Annotated in this window: 17 protein-coding genes and 2 pseudogenes; 15 read left to right on the plus strand and 4 right to left on the minus strand. The window is 48.7% G+C overall.

All coding sequences use genetic code 11. The annotated features are described in order from the left end of the window. Positions 1 to 25 precede the first annotated feature (25 nt). The 15 genes and pseudogenes from QGT73_RS02245 to QGT73_RS02325 all read left to right on the plus strand — a co-directional run bounded on the left by QGT73_RS02245 (position 26) and on the right by QGT73_RS02325 (position 12,809). Complete coding sequence (locus QGT73_RS02245) at positions 26 to 253, plus strand: hypothetical protein (RefSeq protein ID WP_280121231.1); 228 nt, start codon at positions 26 to 28, stop codon at positions 251 to 253. Then, positions 237 to 1,556, plus strand: coding sequence for an ArdC family protein (locus QGT73_RS02250; RefSeq protein ID WP_280121232.1), 1,320 nt, complete (start codon positions 237 to 239; stop codon positions 1,554 to 1,556). Before QGT73_RS02245 ends, QGT73_RS02250 begins: the two co-directional genes overlap by 17 nt. 2 nt (positions 1,557 to 1,558) lie before the next feature. Then, a complete protein-coding gene (locus tag QGT73_RS02255) occupies positions 1,559 to 2,749 on the plus strand; it encodes a toprim domain-containing protein (protein WP_280121233.1) in 1,191 nt (396 codons plus the stop codon). Positions 2,750 to 2,755: 6 nt separating this feature from the next. Beyond that, positions 2,756 to 3,490, plus strand: coding sequence for a hypothetical protein (locus tag QGT73_RS02260; protein WP_425278374.1), 735 nt, complete (start codon positions 2,756 to 2,758; stop codon positions 3,488 to 3,490). A 24-nt stretch (positions 3,491 to 3,514) separates the two neighbouring features. Further along, positions 3,515 to 4,060, plus strand: coding sequence for a topoisomerase C-terminal repeat-containing protein (locus QGT73_RS02265; RefSeq protein ID WP_280121234.1), 546 nt, complete (start codon positions 3,515 to 3,517; stop codon positions 4,058 to 4,060). After that, positions 4,057 to 4,596: a hypothetical protein gene (locus QGT73_RS02270; RefSeq protein ID WP_280121235.1), complete on the plus strand. Its 540-nt coding sequence runs from the start codon at positions 4,057 to 4,059 to the stop codon at positions 4,594 to 4,596. Before QGT73_RS02265 ends, QGT73_RS02270 begins: the two co-directional genes overlap by 4 nt. 22 nt (positions 4,597 to 4,618) lie before the next feature. Beyond that, positions 4,619 to 4,801, plus strand: a complete 183-nt coding sequence (locus QGT73_RS02275; protein WP_280121236.1) for a histone H1 — start codon at positions 4,619 to 4,621, stop codon at positions 4,799 to 4,801. 5 nt (positions 4,802 to 4,806) lie between these two features. Next, positions 4,807 to 5,433 (plus strand): hypothetical protein, encoded by a 627-nt coding sequence (locus tag QGT73_RS02280; RefSeq protein WP_280121237.1) that lies wholly within the window; start codon positions 4,807 to 4,809, stop codon positions 5,431 to 5,433. Positions 5,434 to 5,817: 384 nt separating this feature from the next. Then, a complete protein-coding gene (locus QGT73_RS02285; protein ID WP_280121238.1) occupies positions 5,818 to 6,306 on the plus strand; it encodes a hypothetical protein in 489 nt (162 codons plus the stop codon). 11 nt (positions 6,307 to 6,317) lie between these two features. Further along, positions 6,318 to 6,554 (plus strand): annotated as a pseudogene (locus QGT73_RS17460) (DUF6926 domain-containing protein). Between the two features lie 47 nt (positions 6,555 to 6,601). After that, positions 6,602 to 8,353 (plus strand): annotated as a pseudogene (locus QGT73_RS17465) (ParB/RepB/Spo0J family partition protein). A gap of 831 nt (positions 8,354 to 9,184) precedes the next feature. After that, complete coding sequence (locus tag QGT73_RS02310; protein ID WP_280121242.1) at positions 9,185 to 10,681, plus strand: class I SAM-dependent methyltransferase; 1,497 nt, start codon at positions 9,185 to 9,187, stop codon at positions 10,679 to 10,681. Between the two features lie 955 nt (positions 10,682 to 11,636). Further along, on the plus strand, positions 11,637 to 11,852 hold the full coding sequence (locus QGT73_RS02315; protein WP_280121243.1) for a hypothetical protein: 216 nt from the start codon (positions 11,637 to 11,639) through the stop codon (positions 11,850 to 11,852). 4 nt (positions 11,853 to 11,856) lie between these two features. After that, a complete protein-coding gene (locus tag QGT73_RS02320) occupies positions 11,857 to 12,480 on the plus strand; it encodes a hypothetical protein (protein WP_280121244.1) in 624 nt (207 codons plus the stop codon). A 56-nt stretch (positions 12,481 to 12,536) separates the two neighbouring features. Further along, on the plus strand, positions 12,537 to 12,809 hold the full coding sequence (locus QGT73_RS02325) for a hypothetical protein (protein ID WP_280121245.1): 273 nt from the start codon (positions 12,537 to 12,539) through the stop codon (positions 12,807 to 12,809). Between the two features lie 348 nt (positions 12,810 to 13,157). On the opposite strand, the gene QGT73_RS02330 is transcribed toward QGT73_RS02325, so the two are convergent. From QGT73_RS02330 to QGT73_RS02345, 4 genes are all read right to left on the minus strand, one after another. Beyond that, the gene (locus tag QGT73_RS02330; protein WP_280121246.1) at positions 13,158 to 14,408 is read right to left on the minus strand and encodes a thiol-activated cytolysin family protein; all 1,251 of its coding nucleotides are present in this window, start codon (positions 14,406 to 14,408) and stop codon (positions 13,158 to 13,160) included. Positions 14,409 to 14,428: 20 nt separating this feature from the next. Then, positions 14,429 to 15,739, minus strand: a complete 1,311-nt coding sequence (locus QGT73_RS02335) for a hypothetical protein (RefSeq protein WP_280121247.1) — start codon at positions 15,737 to 15,739, stop codon at positions 14,429 to 14,431. Positions 15,740 to 15,779: 40 nt separating this feature from the next. Beyond that, entirely contained in the window at positions 15,780 to 16,289 is a 510-nt protein-coding gene (locus QGT73_RS02340; RefSeq protein ID WP_280121248.1) for a hypothetical protein, read from the minus strand. Between the two features lie 139 nt (positions 16,290 to 16,428). After that, positions 16,429 to 16,872, minus strand: a complete 444-nt coding sequence (locus QGT73_RS02345) for a hypothetical protein (protein ID WP_280121249.1) — start codon at positions 16,870 to 16,872, stop codon at positions 16,429 to 16,431. Between the last annotated feature and the right edge of the window lies 1 nt (position 16,873).

Raw genomic sequence — 16,873 nt, forward strand, 5'->3', positions numbered from 1 at the left:
ACCCAACAACACAAATCATACTGATATGTCAAAGATACAATACGACGAGCTTGTGCAGCTCCTTCAGGACGGCCGCATCGGTCATTTGGAGTTCGTGATGAACACCGACAGCGCCGAAGACTATCTCGCATGGTGCGAGACCCACGGCACAGAGCCGTCCGACGACTCGGCGGAGTTTTTCAACGACCTTACCGAAATAGACATGATGGAGCGCCAGCTCATAGATGACGAGGAATATGGCGTTTGGAACTAACGGGCCTGGAAATTCGGGCCAGATTGCCCTCGACCGTTTCGCCGAGATGATGGTGGAACGCATGGAGCGCATGAAGGACTCCGACTGGCAGCAGGGATGGATCGGCGGGGTACGCTCCGCCGGTCTTCCCCAAAATGTCCTCGGCCGAAATTACTCGGGTTCCAATTCCTTCTTCCTCCAGCTCTACACCGCACAGCAGGGCTACGAGCTTCCCGTGTTCCTGACATTCAAGCAGGCACACAATTTCAAGGCCCACGTCCTCAAAGGCGAAAAGGCTTTCCCTGTAATCTACTGGGATATGCTTGTGCGCGACAAGGACGGCAGAAAGGTCAGCTCGGATGAATACCGCGCCATGAGCCGGGAGGAGCGCAAGAATCTCGACGTGATACCTTTCGTCAAGGCGTTCCCGGTCTATAATATCGACCAGACCAATTTCCGTGAGGTGCAGCCCGAGCGTCTTCAGAAGCTGCTCGACAGATTCAAGGTGCCGGAGCTGCGCGACACTCAGGGGATGTACGTCCATCCGGCGCTTGACCGCATGGTAAGCGAACAGTCATGGCTCTGCCCCATACAGGCCGACAAACGAGAGAGCGGGGCCTATTATTCCCCATCCCGTGACATTGTTGTACTCCCCATGAAGGCCCAGTTCAATACCGGAAGCACTCCGGAAGAGGTGTACCGCGACGGCATGGAGTTCTATTCCACGATGCTCAATGAGATGACACACTCCACCATGACACCCGAACGTCTCAACCGCGAGGCAGGCGGCCGCTTCGGAGACCCGAAATATGCCAAGGAGGAACTGGTGGCCGAGCTTACTGCGGCGATGATTTCCCACTCAATGGGCTTCGATTCCAAAGTTACCGACAACTCGGCGGCATATCTCGACTCATGGATAGGGGTGCTGAAACAGGAGCCGAAATTTATCGTTTCGGTCATGGCAGATGTCAACAAGGCTTCAGAAATGATACTCGACCGTGTTGACACGCAGCGTCTCGCCCTGGGCGAACAGCCTTATCTGGCAAAGAACGATCCGTGGCTCGCACCGATGTCGGAAGAGGTCTGCCCGTTCAAGAACGCGGCGATAATCAAGACACGCTCCGGCGACTATGCCGTTCGCGCCTCGTACAACGGTGTCGATCTCGGCATGAAGCCTATCGAGCGGTCAACGGCACAACTCTATTTCCGCATGACCGACCAGCGGGAGAAAGATGTATTTCTCGGCAATACAATACGCAAGAATTATGAATCGGAAATCGCCGGCATCGACCGCGGCGCTTCCAAATCACTCTCGATAGTCTGACTATGGCGAACGGCGACCACAAGATTAATTTCCGTGACCTCAAATCACGTGTCGGCATCGACGACGTGGCATACTCCCTCGGATACCGCCTCGACCGAAAGGCAGGGGTGGGCAGATACATCGAGCTTGTGCTCGGCGAGGGCACCGGCAAACGTGACACCATAATAGTGAGTCATCCGCGTGACAAGGCGTGGCAGACTTTCTTCAGGCGCGACGGCTCCAAAGGGGATGTCGTCACTCTGATTAAGGAGAATCTTGACGCTTTCTTCGTAACCGGCAAGACAGAATGGGAGAAGATTGCCAAAGTCATGGCCCGCTTCGCCAATATGCCGGAGCCTGAATACCGTGAGGACCGGGAATATGTCAGGTCGGCGGGGGCGCACCGTGAGTTCGACCCCGGTCGCTACGAGGTCAAGCCTCTCGACCCCGACCGTCCGCCCGGGCTGTTCCGGCAGCGTGGCATTTCCGACAAGACGGTACGCCGCTTCGCCCCATTCATAACGCTTATCCGAGACACCCGCAACGCCAGCTTCGACGGCTATAACGTGGGATTTCCATATACCGAGGCGTTCGACGACACCGTGCGAGGTTATGAGATAAGGGGGACGGGTGGATACAAGTCAAAGGCGGCGGGCACTAATTCATCTTCCGCCGCTTGGGTGACCGACCTTTCTGACGGCAGGAACGGACTTGTCCGCAATGTGTTCTTCTGCGAGTCTGCTTTCGACGCCATGGCCTTTTATCAGCTCAACCGCCTGCGCCTCGGTGACAGCGCGGCGATAGTGTCTCTCGGAGGCACCTTCTCCGACGGGCAGATAATCCGCACCATGGAGCGGTTTCCCAACGCGAGGGCTTTCGACTGCTTCGACAACGACATTGCCGGGCGTATCTACGGGCTGCGCCTAATGGGGCTTATGGAGAAGATACAGATGAAGGTACGCAAGACCGATGACGGACTTCTCATGGAAGCGGACGGCAAGAGCTTCACAGTTGACCCTGACAGGTCGATATACAGCGAGGTCGGACGGCACATCACCCTACGCTACCGCATGGGGCAGTGGCAGCCTCCGGCCGATTTCAAGGATTGGAACGACTGTCTGCTCAACAAGCGTATCGAGCCGAAGATTCTCCCTTCAAAACTTGACCGTGACGAAAACCTTGCCGGACGGCGTGCCTCCGGTCTCAAAATGTGAATGATTATGAACAGGAAAACAAAGACATTTCTATTCTCCCTCTCGGCCATGCTGCTCTGCGGCATCGTTCAGGTCCGGGCGCAGCAGACCGACCCGACACTGACGGCGGCTGTGATACTCCAGACCGAGGAACTGAAAAGCATCCACAAGAAACGCAAGTCAACGCAGGAGAAGATAATCGCCGCCGAAACTGCCGTCACCCTCGCTCTCGACCGTGTACACAATGTCGAGAACAAGATGTTGGAATATCTTTCCAATGCCCAGGGCGCCATGCAGAATCTCTATCAGATAAAGCGGGCCGCAGAACTGGTGGCAACGGAGATTCCCAAGAACTGCGACCTGCTGCGCAAGTCCGTTCCCGGCCACCTCAAAGGCACGGCTATCGCCGTCCTCGTATCCGACGAGCTGACCGACGCGGCATCACAGATGGCGGCTCTCTATCCTTTCATGAAGCAGCTCGTGACTTCCGGCTCCTACGATATCACTAATGCCGATGGAAAGACCGAGAAACACAAGGTCAATCTTCTCAACTCGGCCGAGCGGTATTATATCGCCAACGAGGTGGTGACGCGGCTGGAGACAATCAACACCGACCTGTGGCTGCTTGCATGGCAGGTGCGCACGCTCTCATGGAACGACCTCTGGTTTTCACTCGATCCTGACGGCTGGGCATCCATCATGTCGGGCAAGGCGATAGCCGAGACTCTTGTGTGGGAGTGGAACACGATAAAATACAGATAAACAATCAATCAAGAAACCAAACGAATGGAAAATGAAACTAAGATAGTGGGCCGCTGCCCTCTGTGCGGCGGCAAAGTGGTGAAGACCTGCAAGGGGTATCGCTGCGAGAACAATACAGGCGAAGCTCCAAAGTGCGGTCTGTTCATCAACGGTGTGATCGGCAACCGCAAGATGGCCGACCATGAGATTGCGGAACTGCTCTCGCAGGGGCGCATAATGCTCGACGGATTCGCAAGCAAAGAGTGGAAATCGTTTCCCACTGTGCTTGTCCTCAATGCCGACGGCTCTGTGTCGATGGAATCACGTGTGGCTGTCTGCCCCCGCTGCGGCGGCGAAATCCGTGTCGGCACTAAGGCGTTCAACTGCTCCAACTACCGTCAGGAGGACGCGAAATGCGAGTTTGTAATCTGGCGTAACATCTGCGGCCATCTTCTCACTGAGAAGGAGGCACGCGAGATTTGCGAGAACGGTATAACAACCGAGGAAATCGAACTTTACGGCGACGACGGACACATCTACCGCAAACGTCTCGGCCTATCTCCCGACAAACTTAAAGTGATCAAGGTATGAAGCCGGGGATGAAACTTGCCATACTGCTCGGCGGTGCCGTTGTGGTGTGGGGACTTATAGCCTATGTGTTCTTTGCCGGTAATTCGCCGGCGAAGAAAGCCCCGGAGGTTGCAAAGACCGCGCTCTATGCCTCCGTTGACTGCCCGGAATCAGTTAGTATTGTGGCGGTCAGCAAGCCGGACAGCGTTTTCGGACGCGACTACATCAACGATGACGAGAAAATGGCTATCGCCATGTCGATGATGAAGATTAACGAGAAAGTGATGTCGCAGACAGGCGACCTCAGTGAAATCGACTTTGAGAACAGCGAGCTTACCTCGCTTGTCGAGCGTCAGATGTCGGCGATGTCGGCAATACGTTCCCTTGTGTCGTTCGACAGCGATGCCGACAAGCCCCGTCCGTTCAACGGCTGGAAAGTCAAAATTGAATATGAGGCAAAGACCGCCGACGGCTCGCCTTACCGTTCGGAATACTGGTTCATACTCGACAAGGAGGCCCAGTGTGTAGTTAACTCTTTTGAAATCCCCATTTTATAAACCATCTCAAATCACATATAAGATGAAAGAACTTATCGGACAGATCTCCGCGCTCGGAGATTCATTCCTGAAGGATGCCAACGCCCAGCTTGAAAAGGGCAACAAGGCCGCCGGTCTGCGTGCCCGCCGCGCCTCTCTCGAACTGGAGCCTATGCTCAAACGATTCCGAAAGCTATCTCTCGAGGCCGCTTCCGGCAAAAAGTAACCGGTATGACACTTACCCCTCTCCAGACTACGGTATCGCGCCTTGATAAATCCCTTCCCTCAAAGGATAAGGATGTTTGCCGACTTGTCATTGACAAGGCCCGGCCATACATGGCGATACGACAGAGCAATAAAGTGACGGTGTGCATGTGTTGTGGCAACAGCACGGTCTATTCCGGCAACGAGCGTTTCGTGAAATGCTGCGAATGTGGCCGCACGGTCGAGATTATCGAGGAAGAGGCATGGCTTTCCTCAAAAAGATCGGTGCAGAAATATTTTGCCACTGTTGATGTTGTCGAGGGTATTCAGTTGATGCGCACCTATGATGTGGTGCTTCGTTACTCGGCAATCAACCGGCTGAAAGATGTCTCTGTTCACGAACTCTGCCGCCACTGGATCACATCGGACGGCCGATGCGAGGTCACTTCCAAGCGGCGCTTCATGGGTACATTTATCACTCTGTTCAAGTCGATGAAACTACGGCTGAAATCCACTGATGTCGAAGATTATCTCGCCAACCAAGCCGTCGTGCTTCCTGAGATAAGGCTTCTGCCGGAACTCTCTCTCAAGCTCGTGTCAAGCGACAGGCTGATACCTGGCAATGCACTTGCCACAATAAGGAACCTGCTTTAACCTGACTATTCTACCATATAGCTTTTTCTTTTCTTACTGCCATTGTAATAGGACAATTTCTTTGCTATCCGGAATCCTGGTGCGTGAGCATCGGGATTTTTTTATATCCGTTGGCTTTCGCGTCCGTTGATTTTTCGTTACAAAGTTACGGCGGGCGGTGCCGACGGCAAGCGACCGCCTCCGGCTTGGCGGCATGAAAAAATCCGGCAGCCTTCCGCGATTTGTGCCAAATCGGGTATTCCCGATTTTTTCACTTGCCACACTTGCCTTACGCCCCCTGTGCCCGTCGTCTTGAATGGTATCGAAAAAATTTCCCGGACGCGAGAAGCCAAAAGGCTTCAAACAAAAGGGAAAAGAATTAGAAACTCAAACATTTCAAGAACTATGCACAGCTTGATTTTTCAAATATCCAACTGTCCGATTGCCGAGGACAACTATATCGGCATCGACCATGTGGAAGCAGGGGAAATGGCATCAATCGACTATTGCGATGAAGTCGAGAAGTCTGAACGCAAGAGCGTTATCAACAATCTCGTAAACCGCACCCTCCCTGCAAGTATGTTCACAATCAATCCCGACGGAGAGTCGCTGACCTATCGTGGTGGCTTTACGGAATGGTGTCGGCAGTATGTGCGCTCCCTGCATGACAAGGCTATGGCAATCAACGAGGCAAACGTATTCAAGTATATCGGTCCGGCTTTTCAGTTGCAAAAGGCTATTGTCAATCCTCTCGCCACTGACATTCTCTTTGTCACCGACTTCACCGAAGGAATGGGAACAGCCGAGCGGTCGCGACAACTTATGCGCATAATAGGAGAGCTTCAAATCGGTGCAAAACTCTATATCGGGGCAATCCTTAACTATCACGGCTGATACATACGACTATGAAATTTACTGCCGAAAAAATCCCGACATGGGCGTTATGCTATCTCATTAACGGAGACGCAAGCGGTCTCACTGATGAAGATGTGGCAATCGCCGACAAGTGGTGCGAGGTCAACAATGTAACCACCGTCTGCGCTCCCGACACACAATAGGGAGAATGTAGCCCCTATTTCACACATTGTCCGGCTTTCGGTCTGCCTTCCGATGTCGTTGACTGCCAAGTGATGATACTCTGACAAATTAAAATCCAAAACATTTCAAAGAACTATAAAATCAAAGAATTATGGAGACAACCGCCATTCAGTCAGCAAACGCTGTAAACGCCACAATCGTGGCTCTCGCCAACATCAAGCCCAATTCGTTCAACCCTCGCCGTCATTTCGATGACGTTGCCCTCGGCGAACTTGCCGACAGCATACGGCAGCAGGGTGTGTTGCAGGCCATCGGTCTGCGACCCCTTGAAGAAGCCGACCATTACGAAATCATCTATGGGGAGCGCAGATACCGCGCCTCACTCATAGCCGACAAGGTGGATATTCCGGCTACTATCCACCATGTCACGGAGGAAGAAGCCGAGGAAATGGCTATTGCCGAGAATCTGCAACGCACCGACATTACCCCTATTGAGGAAGCCAACGCCTATCAGCGTCTGTTGGCAAGCGGACGCCACGATGTGCAGTCGCTTTCGGTGCAGTTCGGCAAGTCGGAGGCTTATATCCGCACTCGCCTCAAATTCTCTGCCCTCATTCCCGAACTTGCAGAAATGCTTGACGCTGATGAAATAACCATAAGCGTGGCAACCGAGATATGCCGTTATTCCGAGGATATTCAGCGTGAGGTATATAACTCATACTTTGACAACGACAGCTATCGTTCATGGAGAGGTCTCAAAGCCTCCGAGGTGGCAAGGAACATCGAACGAGACTACACTGCCAACCTCCGAAACTATAAGTTCGACAAGTCGGCGTGTGCCAACTGCCCCCATAACACCTGCAATCTCCTTCTAATCGTATAGGACGGAGACGAGGGCAGATGTGCCAACCGCCCATGCCTGGCAGAAAAGAACAACGCCCACATTTTTGCGTCCGTACTTTCCCTGATAGGTCAGTATCCGACTGCAGAAATCACCTACAACAACTATTCCTACAACGAAGCCGTAGTAGAGCGACTGACCGAAATGGGCTATGAAGTATCCGAGGCTTATTTGCCGACGGCGTTTCCCACCGAGCCTGTCGCTCCTTCCGAGGCTGACTGCGACACCCCCGAGGAATATGCCGAGGATATGGAGAAATACCAAACCGACCTCGCCAAATACACCGAGGAACGTGACACTATCGACTCTCGCCTCGAGGCAGGAGAAATCACTCTCAAAATCTACATAACCCAAAATGATGTCACAATCGGTTATTCCGTAAATCGGCACACTGAAGATACCAAAAAGCAGGACGGCACTCCCGAAGCACAGATAGCCGAACTGGAAAAGAAAGACCAACGCAACAAGGAAATCGCCCTTGAAAAGACCGTGACCGACACCAAAAAGCGTATATTGTCGGTTGATACCACCGGCACCAAGTTCGGCGCAGACGAAGACCGCATGTTGTATTATTTCATGCTATCCCAAATCCGAAAGGTCAACATCGAGGCTCTTGGCATCAATCCCACCAATCACTGCCACCTCTCCGACGCAGATTAAATGGAGGTAGTCGCCAATCTCAACGCCAAGACCAAGGCTATAATCCGGCGTGATTGGTTGCTCTACAATTTCAAGGAGGCTTTCGGCTCAAATCAGACCGCAACTCTCTTGCTTGACTATGCCCGTAAGCACATGCCGGAGGAACTTGCCGAGATAGAGCGAGGCTACAACGAGACCTACGAGAAGCGCCACAAGCGACTTGCCGAGCGCATTGCAGTAATCAAAGCCTCTACTGCCAACGAAACCGAGGCAACGGCAGAACCCGAAACAGCCACCGAAGCGGTCGAGGCAGAAGCCATACAGCCCGAGGCAACAGCTCCCGATTCAGAGGACGCTGCCTAACCCCACTATACATAAGCAACGAGCAAGCCGGAGCGACATCCCTTGCTCGTTGCCAATGAAAACAATATCGTCAGTCGGCTCACGAACCCATTTTTGAGTTCTTGAAATGTCATCCGCTCCAGCCCGTGACGGGTCGGGGCGGTTTTGCTCCGCTCACTCCGCAAAACCGCCTTCCCGGAATATCTGCCTGTAGTTTGTCGGCCATAGGTTGTCACTTATGGCTGACAATCCGGAATCTTTGAAAACTGTTGCTGCGCAATGACGGCCCGCACACCCGACGAGCCATATTACATGTGGCGCCGGGCGTCAGCGTGCCTACCTCGGGAGATTGAGGCCGTAAGGCTTGCTCCGTGTCAGGCGACACCAAGCAATCCATACGATTGTCGCAGACATCTGTCCGGCATCGCCGGAACGGACACCAACGCCAGAGCCGCAACAAGTGTCGGCTTTCGCGTCGGTGCCCTTGTATATGGAGGCTTGTATCAATCTGTTGATATTTGGAGAGCTGGGTGCTGTAAGATTATGCTCGGGACAGTCCCTGTTGCAATTTGAGGCGCGGCAGGCTTGCGTATTTCCGTGCGAAAGTTACTGCGCCCGGTTGAAACGTCAAGTGACGCTGCGCTTGCGGTCGGAGGGCTTTGACGGCAGCCTTCCACAATTTTCATGCAAAAATTGGGTATTCCGTCCGTGCCCTCAGACTGCACACTTGCCTTATTCACCCTTTTGGACGCAGTGGCGGATGCGCACGAAAAACGGCAATCCCTGCCGGTAGGCTCAAAGAGCCTTACAAAAGGGAAATTGATTACAAAACTACATTTCAAGACAAAAGCTATGAACATTTTTACTGAAAACGCAGATTTCTACCCGACCCCCACAGAGGTAATCGAGAAAATGATGATGAGCGAGTATATCCTGAACAAGACCGTACTGGAACCGTCCGCAGGAAAAGGAAACATCGTGGACTGGCTGAAAGCTCATGGAGCAAAAGAGGTCATCGCCTGTGAGAATGACCCGCATCTGAGGAAACTTCTCAATGGAAAGTGCGATATAATCGCCGATGATTTCCTCTCCCTTAAGTCCGAAGATGTGAGCCATGTGGATTATATAGTGATGAACCCGCCGTTCAGCGAGGGTGCGAAACACATTCTCCATGCTTTCGACATAGCCCCTGCCGGATGTACTGTGATAGCCCTATGCAACTCACACAGCGTATCTAACGGATGGCGCACTGATTCAGTTAAGGAGAAGCTGATTGAGATTATAGACCTGCATGGTCGTGAGGAATATCTCGGTGATGTGTTCTCGACAGCCGAACGCAGGACTGACGTAACCGTCTCTCTTGTCAAGCTATACAAGGAAGGGGTCGGAGAAAATGAGTTTTCGGGATATTTCTTCTCGCAGGAAGATGAGGATACAGCCGACTGTAACGGACAGGAAGGGTTAATGCAGTACAATGTAATTCGTGACATCGTTAACCGATATGTCACCGCTGTAAAGCTCTTCGACGATACCCTTGAAGCCGCCGAAAGGATAAATGAAATGGCTAAATTCCCGGATTCGGACGAATATGACTATATTCCCATAAAATTCGGAACCATGACAGGAGGGTATGACAGCCGTGGTGTTGAGATTTCACACCAGCAGTATAAGAAGAGTTTGCAGAAATACTATTGGCGTATCATATTCAAGAAAATGAACATGAAGAAATATGCCACCAAACAGCTTCGTGAGCAGATTAACAAGTTCATCGAGCAGCAGGAGAGCGTGCCGTTTACCATGTTCAACATCTACCGTGTCATAGACCTTGTAATACAGACCAACGGACAGAGGATGAACACGGCATTATTGGAGGCTTTCGACCTTATATGCTCTTTCTCGGCAGAAAACAGCACAGCCGGAGAAAAGTGGAAAACGAACTCCGATTACATGGTGAACAGGAAATTTATAGTCCCATATATGTGTAATGGCTATCGTGACAGATACGTGAGCCACGGCAGCGGCTATTACATGAACATCACAAAGAAAGGGAAAGAGGCGTACCCCTTTGTTCAGATTGAGGGGTGGAGCGCGGAAAAAATGGAGGACGTATGCAAAGCCTTGTGCTATGTGACCGGCACGAACTATGATTGCGTCGGAGGACTGAGATATGCCCACCACGATAAGGAGGCATGGGGAGAATGGTTTAACTGGGGCTTTTTCAGGTGCAAGGCTTTCAAGAAAGGTACAATGCACTTCGAGTTCCTTGATGAAGATGTCTGGTATAAATTCAACGTCGAGGTAGCTAAACAGCGAGGCTGGGCACTCCCGAAGAAAGCGGCTAAACGATGAGAATACGAGTGTGGAGTTTATGACAAATAAGCCTTGTTAAAAGCTGGCTGTATGCGCCCGGCGATCCATATGTTTATGGCGTCGGGCGTTATTGCGCGGTATCGGGAAAAATCGCGGTGACCGAAATACTCCGTGTAAATACACCGAGCATTTGCGGTCGTATGGTATGGAGAAAATGATGGCATAACCGGTGTACGCTGCCGATGACAAAGCCATCGAGGTTCCGCATTGCTCCTCTTCAATGGCTTTCACATCGACACCTGTCTTCGGCAGACTGCTTTGCTAACTGAATATTTGTCTGCAAATTGTAGACCGGTCCGGATTAAGTCGGCCATAGGTTGTCACTTATGGCTGACAATCCGGAATCTTTGAAAACTGTTGCTGCGCAGTGACGGCCCGCACACCCGACGAGCCATATTACATGTGGCGCCGGGCGTCAGCGTGCCTACCTTGGGAGATTGAGGCCGTAAGGCTTGCTCCGTGTCAGACGACACCAAGCAATCCATACGATTGTCGCAGACATCTATCCGGCATCGCCGGAAAGGACACCAACGCCAGAGCCGCAACAAGTGTCGGCTTTCGCATCGGTGTCCTTGTATATGAAGGCTTATATAAAACTGTTGATGTTTGGAGGACTGGGGCTGCAAGATTATGATCGGGACAGTCCCTGTTGCAATTTGAGGCACGGCAGGCTTGCGTATTTCCGTGCGAAAGTTACTGCGCCCGGTTGAAACGTCAAGTGACGCTGCGCTTGCGGTCGGAGGGCTTGACGGCAGCCTTCCACAATTTTCATGTAAAAATTGGGTATTCCGTCCGTGCCCTCTGACTGCACACTTGCCTTATTCATCCTTTTGGACGCAGTGGCGGATGCGCACGAAAAACGGCAATCCCTGCCGGTAGGCTCAAAAGAGCCTCACAAAAGGGAAAATGATTAAACAACTCACAATAAGGAATTATGGCAAAATACAGAGTACAGACACAACTTGTCTTCAACGGCTATTTCGATGTGGAAGCCGACAGTGTAAGCGAGGCTGAAAGCAATGTAATCGAGCAGTGCGGATTGGTTCTCGGTGGCAACATACATTCAACACTCCCTGATGAAGATGTGGACTGGTCTTTCCCGTCTCACCCCGAAACAGAGATTAAATCAATTCAAAAAATCAAGGACTGAAATCATGGACTATCAAACAGTAGCGGAAATTATAAACCGCAATTCGGGATTATACACAATAACGACCGATAAAGGCAGGGAGCGTAAACGACTGTTCCTGTCGGCACAGGGTAATGTATGCGAGTTCGCACCACGCTCTCGTAAGCGTGGTTACGCCATACCGCTTGGCGTTGTGGAGAGTTGGCACGGCATAGAGAAGGAGCAACGTAACGAAACCGATACGGTAGCAAAGTTCAAGCGTTATGCTGCCCGTGCCACCTTTCCCTCAGCTTTCGTGCGCAAGTGCCTCGCAGCAGACCCTACAAAGGGCTGTTACGAAAACCGATTGACTACCGGCACCCGCATTGACGGAGAGATTATCTCCCTTAAAGCCATTGAGCGATATGCGCCGTGGGCTGTCGGCGAGTTTCGCAAGGCTCTTATGGAACGGAGGGAATACCATTCGTACAGATTCGACTTTCGTGGATATGACGGAAGCCTATGGATAGATATTGCTGATAAAGATGACAACTACTATCGCAAAGGAGATGTCATGGCTGGGTTCAGCAAGGAATACCGGGGCTGTGGCAACGGCTATTACTATTCGCTGATAGATGATGAACACTTTATAGGCACTGATATTGACTGATTTATTAACCGCTGCTGCGTCCGACCTCGGCGCAGCGGCACAACAAGAAACTCAAAATGACTACAACTGAAATCAACTACAGGGGCGAGAATTATACTTGCCGTGTCGTGAAAAGTAATGAGGGCGAAAATTTGATAATCGCCGGAACACGTCTGCTTGACGCGCTCATGCCTTATCCTGCAAGCGACGGCTCGGACGGCTTCGCCGACAAGGAGGCTGAAAAGATAGATGAAGATATTTTCTTCTATACTGCCGACAGCAACCTCCGTCTGCCCGATGATGAACTGATAAAGGAACTCAAAGAGGATAACCCGGAATGGTTTGACTGAAAAAACGGTGGGGCGTGAGGCGCGTATGCGTGTCACGCCATACCGCAATTTTCGGACGCGGTTCTATGGAAAACCTGTGAGCCGCCGAACCATTGAAGATTAATATAATGATTTCATATCCAATTTCAGTAATCTTTGCGAACGAAAAAAGAATAAAAAATACATGTATTGTAATATTGCCAATATTGTTGAGACATCTTGTCTCGTATCATATTCTTATTAAATTAATTTGAAATATAAATTGGTGAGACTATATTATAATAAAAGTAACCTTCACGAAAAAAAGAATAATCGTGAAGGTTATTTATGAATTGCAGTGTTTATTTTTCTATGTAAATTATGCCACAATTAGTGTCTACCTGTACCTCCAGGTCTCCCGGGTCTTGTGCCAGCTCCTGGACGACTGCCTGATCCTATTCCCGAGGTTGTTACTGTGAATATAGAATTATCTTTTGTATAGAAACCCTTGCAATATATAGGTAAACCATAATGATTTTCAGAATAAGATATTTTAAATATATCCTTAATCTTATCAAACGAGTCAAAATATTGCGTTATTGTTGATTCATCGGAAATCACACAGATAGTACATGTTGATTTCTGTAGAATTTCTTTATCCTTAGCCGTGAAGTTAGCACCTCCTGAAAAGAGATTGAACTTAACACCGGCTTCAATAGCTTTTTTTACTTCTTCAAATGTATATTCACTTTCAATAGCCATTATTGCCATTTTCCCATAAGAAAGAGATCTGATATATACCGGGTTTTCAGCTCCCGTATCATGAGATTTATCCTTAAAGAATCCTTTAACTGGCACATCCATTGTTACCGTGAAATTACGCGATATAAGTTGAGCAAATAGACGACTTTTTATATTTGTCTTTTTTGAACTGCTCTGCACTTTTGCAGAAAATATTTTTGCAAAGCCTGCATTTGAAGACAAGGCTTTTTCTATATCCGAATAAGAAAAAACTTCAGTACATTGGAAATCCAGTCCTTCCCGGCTACCTCCTTGTATAAAATTCTTGTACTCAGAGGATCTTATGACTTCCTTCATAAATTTTTTATATCCAAGGGCTCCCGTTTCCTTGGTAATTTCTCCAATATAAGGGTCTGGGAAATTGGTATATACATCTATTGGATTCCGTGGATATACGAGCTCTTTAGAATAATCCTTGGCAAACGTTGATTCAGGGAAGGCCGCTCCTACATAGACTATATTGGGATCAATAAGAAGCATTTGGTCTGTTGATGTTGAAGTACCCGTACTTGGTCTATGATTTCCTGTTCCTCCATTCCCAGGTCGGTTTGGTATTCTTCCACCATTAGTCGATCTACTTTGTGCGTTAGCTGGCTCAACGACTTCCACCGGGTAGATAGTCAGGCCTTCATTTTCTTGGATGGAATCCGTTGAGAACGAATAATCCCATTTGAAAGATTCTTCATCGAACCTTCCTTTGCCTTGTTGTGTCTCAGACGTTCTTGAAGTCAAAGAAATATCCGATGACGGCATTGCTGGTTCGAGTTCTTCTGAACATGATGTGATCAGCACAACTGCCACAATCATAATTACATAATAAAAGAATTTGTTGATTTTCATTGTTTATAAATAGTTTATAGTTACTCATTTAGTTCGTTGAAATGGAAAAATCTATTGTCATCAAGGTAGCAACCCGTGCAATAGATTGGATAACCATAGCTCCCTTTTGTATAAGGGGCTTCGATAAAAGCATTTAGTGCTTCAAACGATGTCGATAAAGCCGCATTCTGGTCAATCGAAGAATTTGAGATAAGAATAATGGCTGATTTGGATAGTTTTTCTTTTGCATTATCCACAACAGATGGAGTTGATAAGAGCGTCTTTACTTCGTCATAAGGTAGATTGCTGCCCATTATAAAATAGGCAGTAGCTCCATAGGTCATACTTCTTAGATAAACCAACCCTTTCGTTTGGATATTACTGTTCTCAAACAGTCCCTTTTGTCCCGGAGTATCCATTGTTACTGAAAATCCCTTGAACACGACTTCACCAACAATCCAATTCTGAAAATGCTCCGCATTCACCTTCTGCTTGACTATATCTTCCAAAGATTTTGCAAGTTTTCCATTATCAGGAAAAATCTTTGATAGGTTTTCAACAGAGCTTATATTTGCAAGTCTATACAAATGTAAATGGGGTTGCTTGTTGCTTTCATATTCCTCAGATTTAATCAAATCTTTCACAAAATGCTGATATGCTACTCCAGAAGGCTGTTTGATTGTCGATACAAACGGATTGCTGAAATCAGTATAGAGTGATATTGGTCTTTTAGCTTCATTCACTTCTTTGTCAAAAGACTTAGCAAAAGTTGTCTCTGGAAAAACCGCAGATGGGTAAATCTGAGGAGGATTGCCGATACAATCCCAATTTTGGATACCAAGATATTGGTTGCCTATAAACAACTCGTTTGAAGACAACTGATTGCATACGATGTTATCCCATTTGACATTTTCGTTTGAAACGTTCCCCTTTTGGATAATAGTAACCCATGCGGTTATATAGACTCCCCCAAATCGCAGCCTAAACTCGCGATCCTTGGCAGAGTTGTTTTCTGTAATCACAATCTTTGTTGTATAAGGGTTGGAGTTGATCAGTTCAACACATCCCCATTCTCCTGATACAGCTACGTTGTGATCAGGATTGTCATACTCATCTTTATTGATATGATATACTTCGTCTCCAATCTGAAAATCATAGAGAAAACCTAAATTCGCATTCTTGCCTACCGCAACAAAAGTCAGTTCGTTTTCAGCGGAAGGAATATCGCCATATAATGAAACTGCATTGTTCTGCAATTTCAATGATACTCCTGTCGTTTCCAATTCAATAAGTTGGAATTGTTCTTCCTCATTACCACAGGACTGAAATCCGAACAAGGATAGGAGTGTCATAATTAATATTAATAATCTCATTATCGGGTTATTATTGAAATTAGTTGATTTTTCCGTTTTTATTGAAGCGGATGACGAAATTCACAGCACTACCGCTCCTTTTATGCGTTTGCTTTGCATATTCTACCTGTTCGCAAACAAGCGTGCCGCCTGCCGCCGCCGGAGGTCTGTTGGCGGTGTATTTCAAAAAGCATTTTAACGATGCTTTCTGTTTTCCGAATTTTATCGTCATTTTAGATATACCGGTGGCTTCCCGACGGTCTTTAGACCATTTCATGTCGTTCTGATCAGGTAAGTCGGCTTCGAAGCATAGGCGGTTGTTGCTGACTGTGAATTTCACATTGCTATGTGAGTTGTCACCTTCTACCTTGATTTTGCCTGTGAAGGATTTGTCTGCGAGCAGATTTTCTCCTGACGCTCCAATACATTCAATCTCAATAGCGCACGACTTTGAATTTGTCTGAATCGGGGTATAATCCTCTTTGCAAGAAGGCAACAGAAAGGCTGAGATAAGCATAAGAATGCTTATCCCGGAAAAGGGATATTTCATTATTCTATATGGCTATTTTATTGTTTTGTCGAATGTTACTGTCACTTGCCCGGCTCTGTTGGATGGGTTCAGACGCACTGTGGCGCAAGAGGATGTCACCAACAGAACCAAGAAGATAACAATAAAGACTACGTCCGTTTTAATTCTGCTTTTCATTACAGATTCTTCCGACAGAGATATTGGTGGAATTCATGTTTTTGCCACTGATTCCTTCCACAATGAATGTGTCATAGATACCTTCTGCCCCGACATCTTCAATCGGGGTGAAAGATATTCTCAACGTATTGTCGTTGACTTTGGTGACAGCGCAACCGGTCGATGCGCTCTTGAAAGAGCCGTCTGCATTATTGCCTTTGAAAGAGAGTGATGTGTAGTTAGTACACTTGAGCGTTATGTCGCCACTGCAATCAGGCTTTGCCACGATCTGCACCTGATTGACATAATCCGGCGCATAGACAGCGGTTATCTCTTTGTTGTCGTAGTTTGAGAACTCCCATATTAACTGAGCGGGAGCATCATCACTGCATGAGGCGAATGATAGAGCCGAAAGAATCACGGCTGCGATTAAAAAAATTCTGTTCATC

Source organism: Duncaniella muricolitica (assembly GCF_910574735.1).
Classification (GTDB): Bacteria; Bacteroidota; Bacteroidia; order Bacteroidales; family Muribaculaceae; genus Duncaniella; species Duncaniella muricolitica.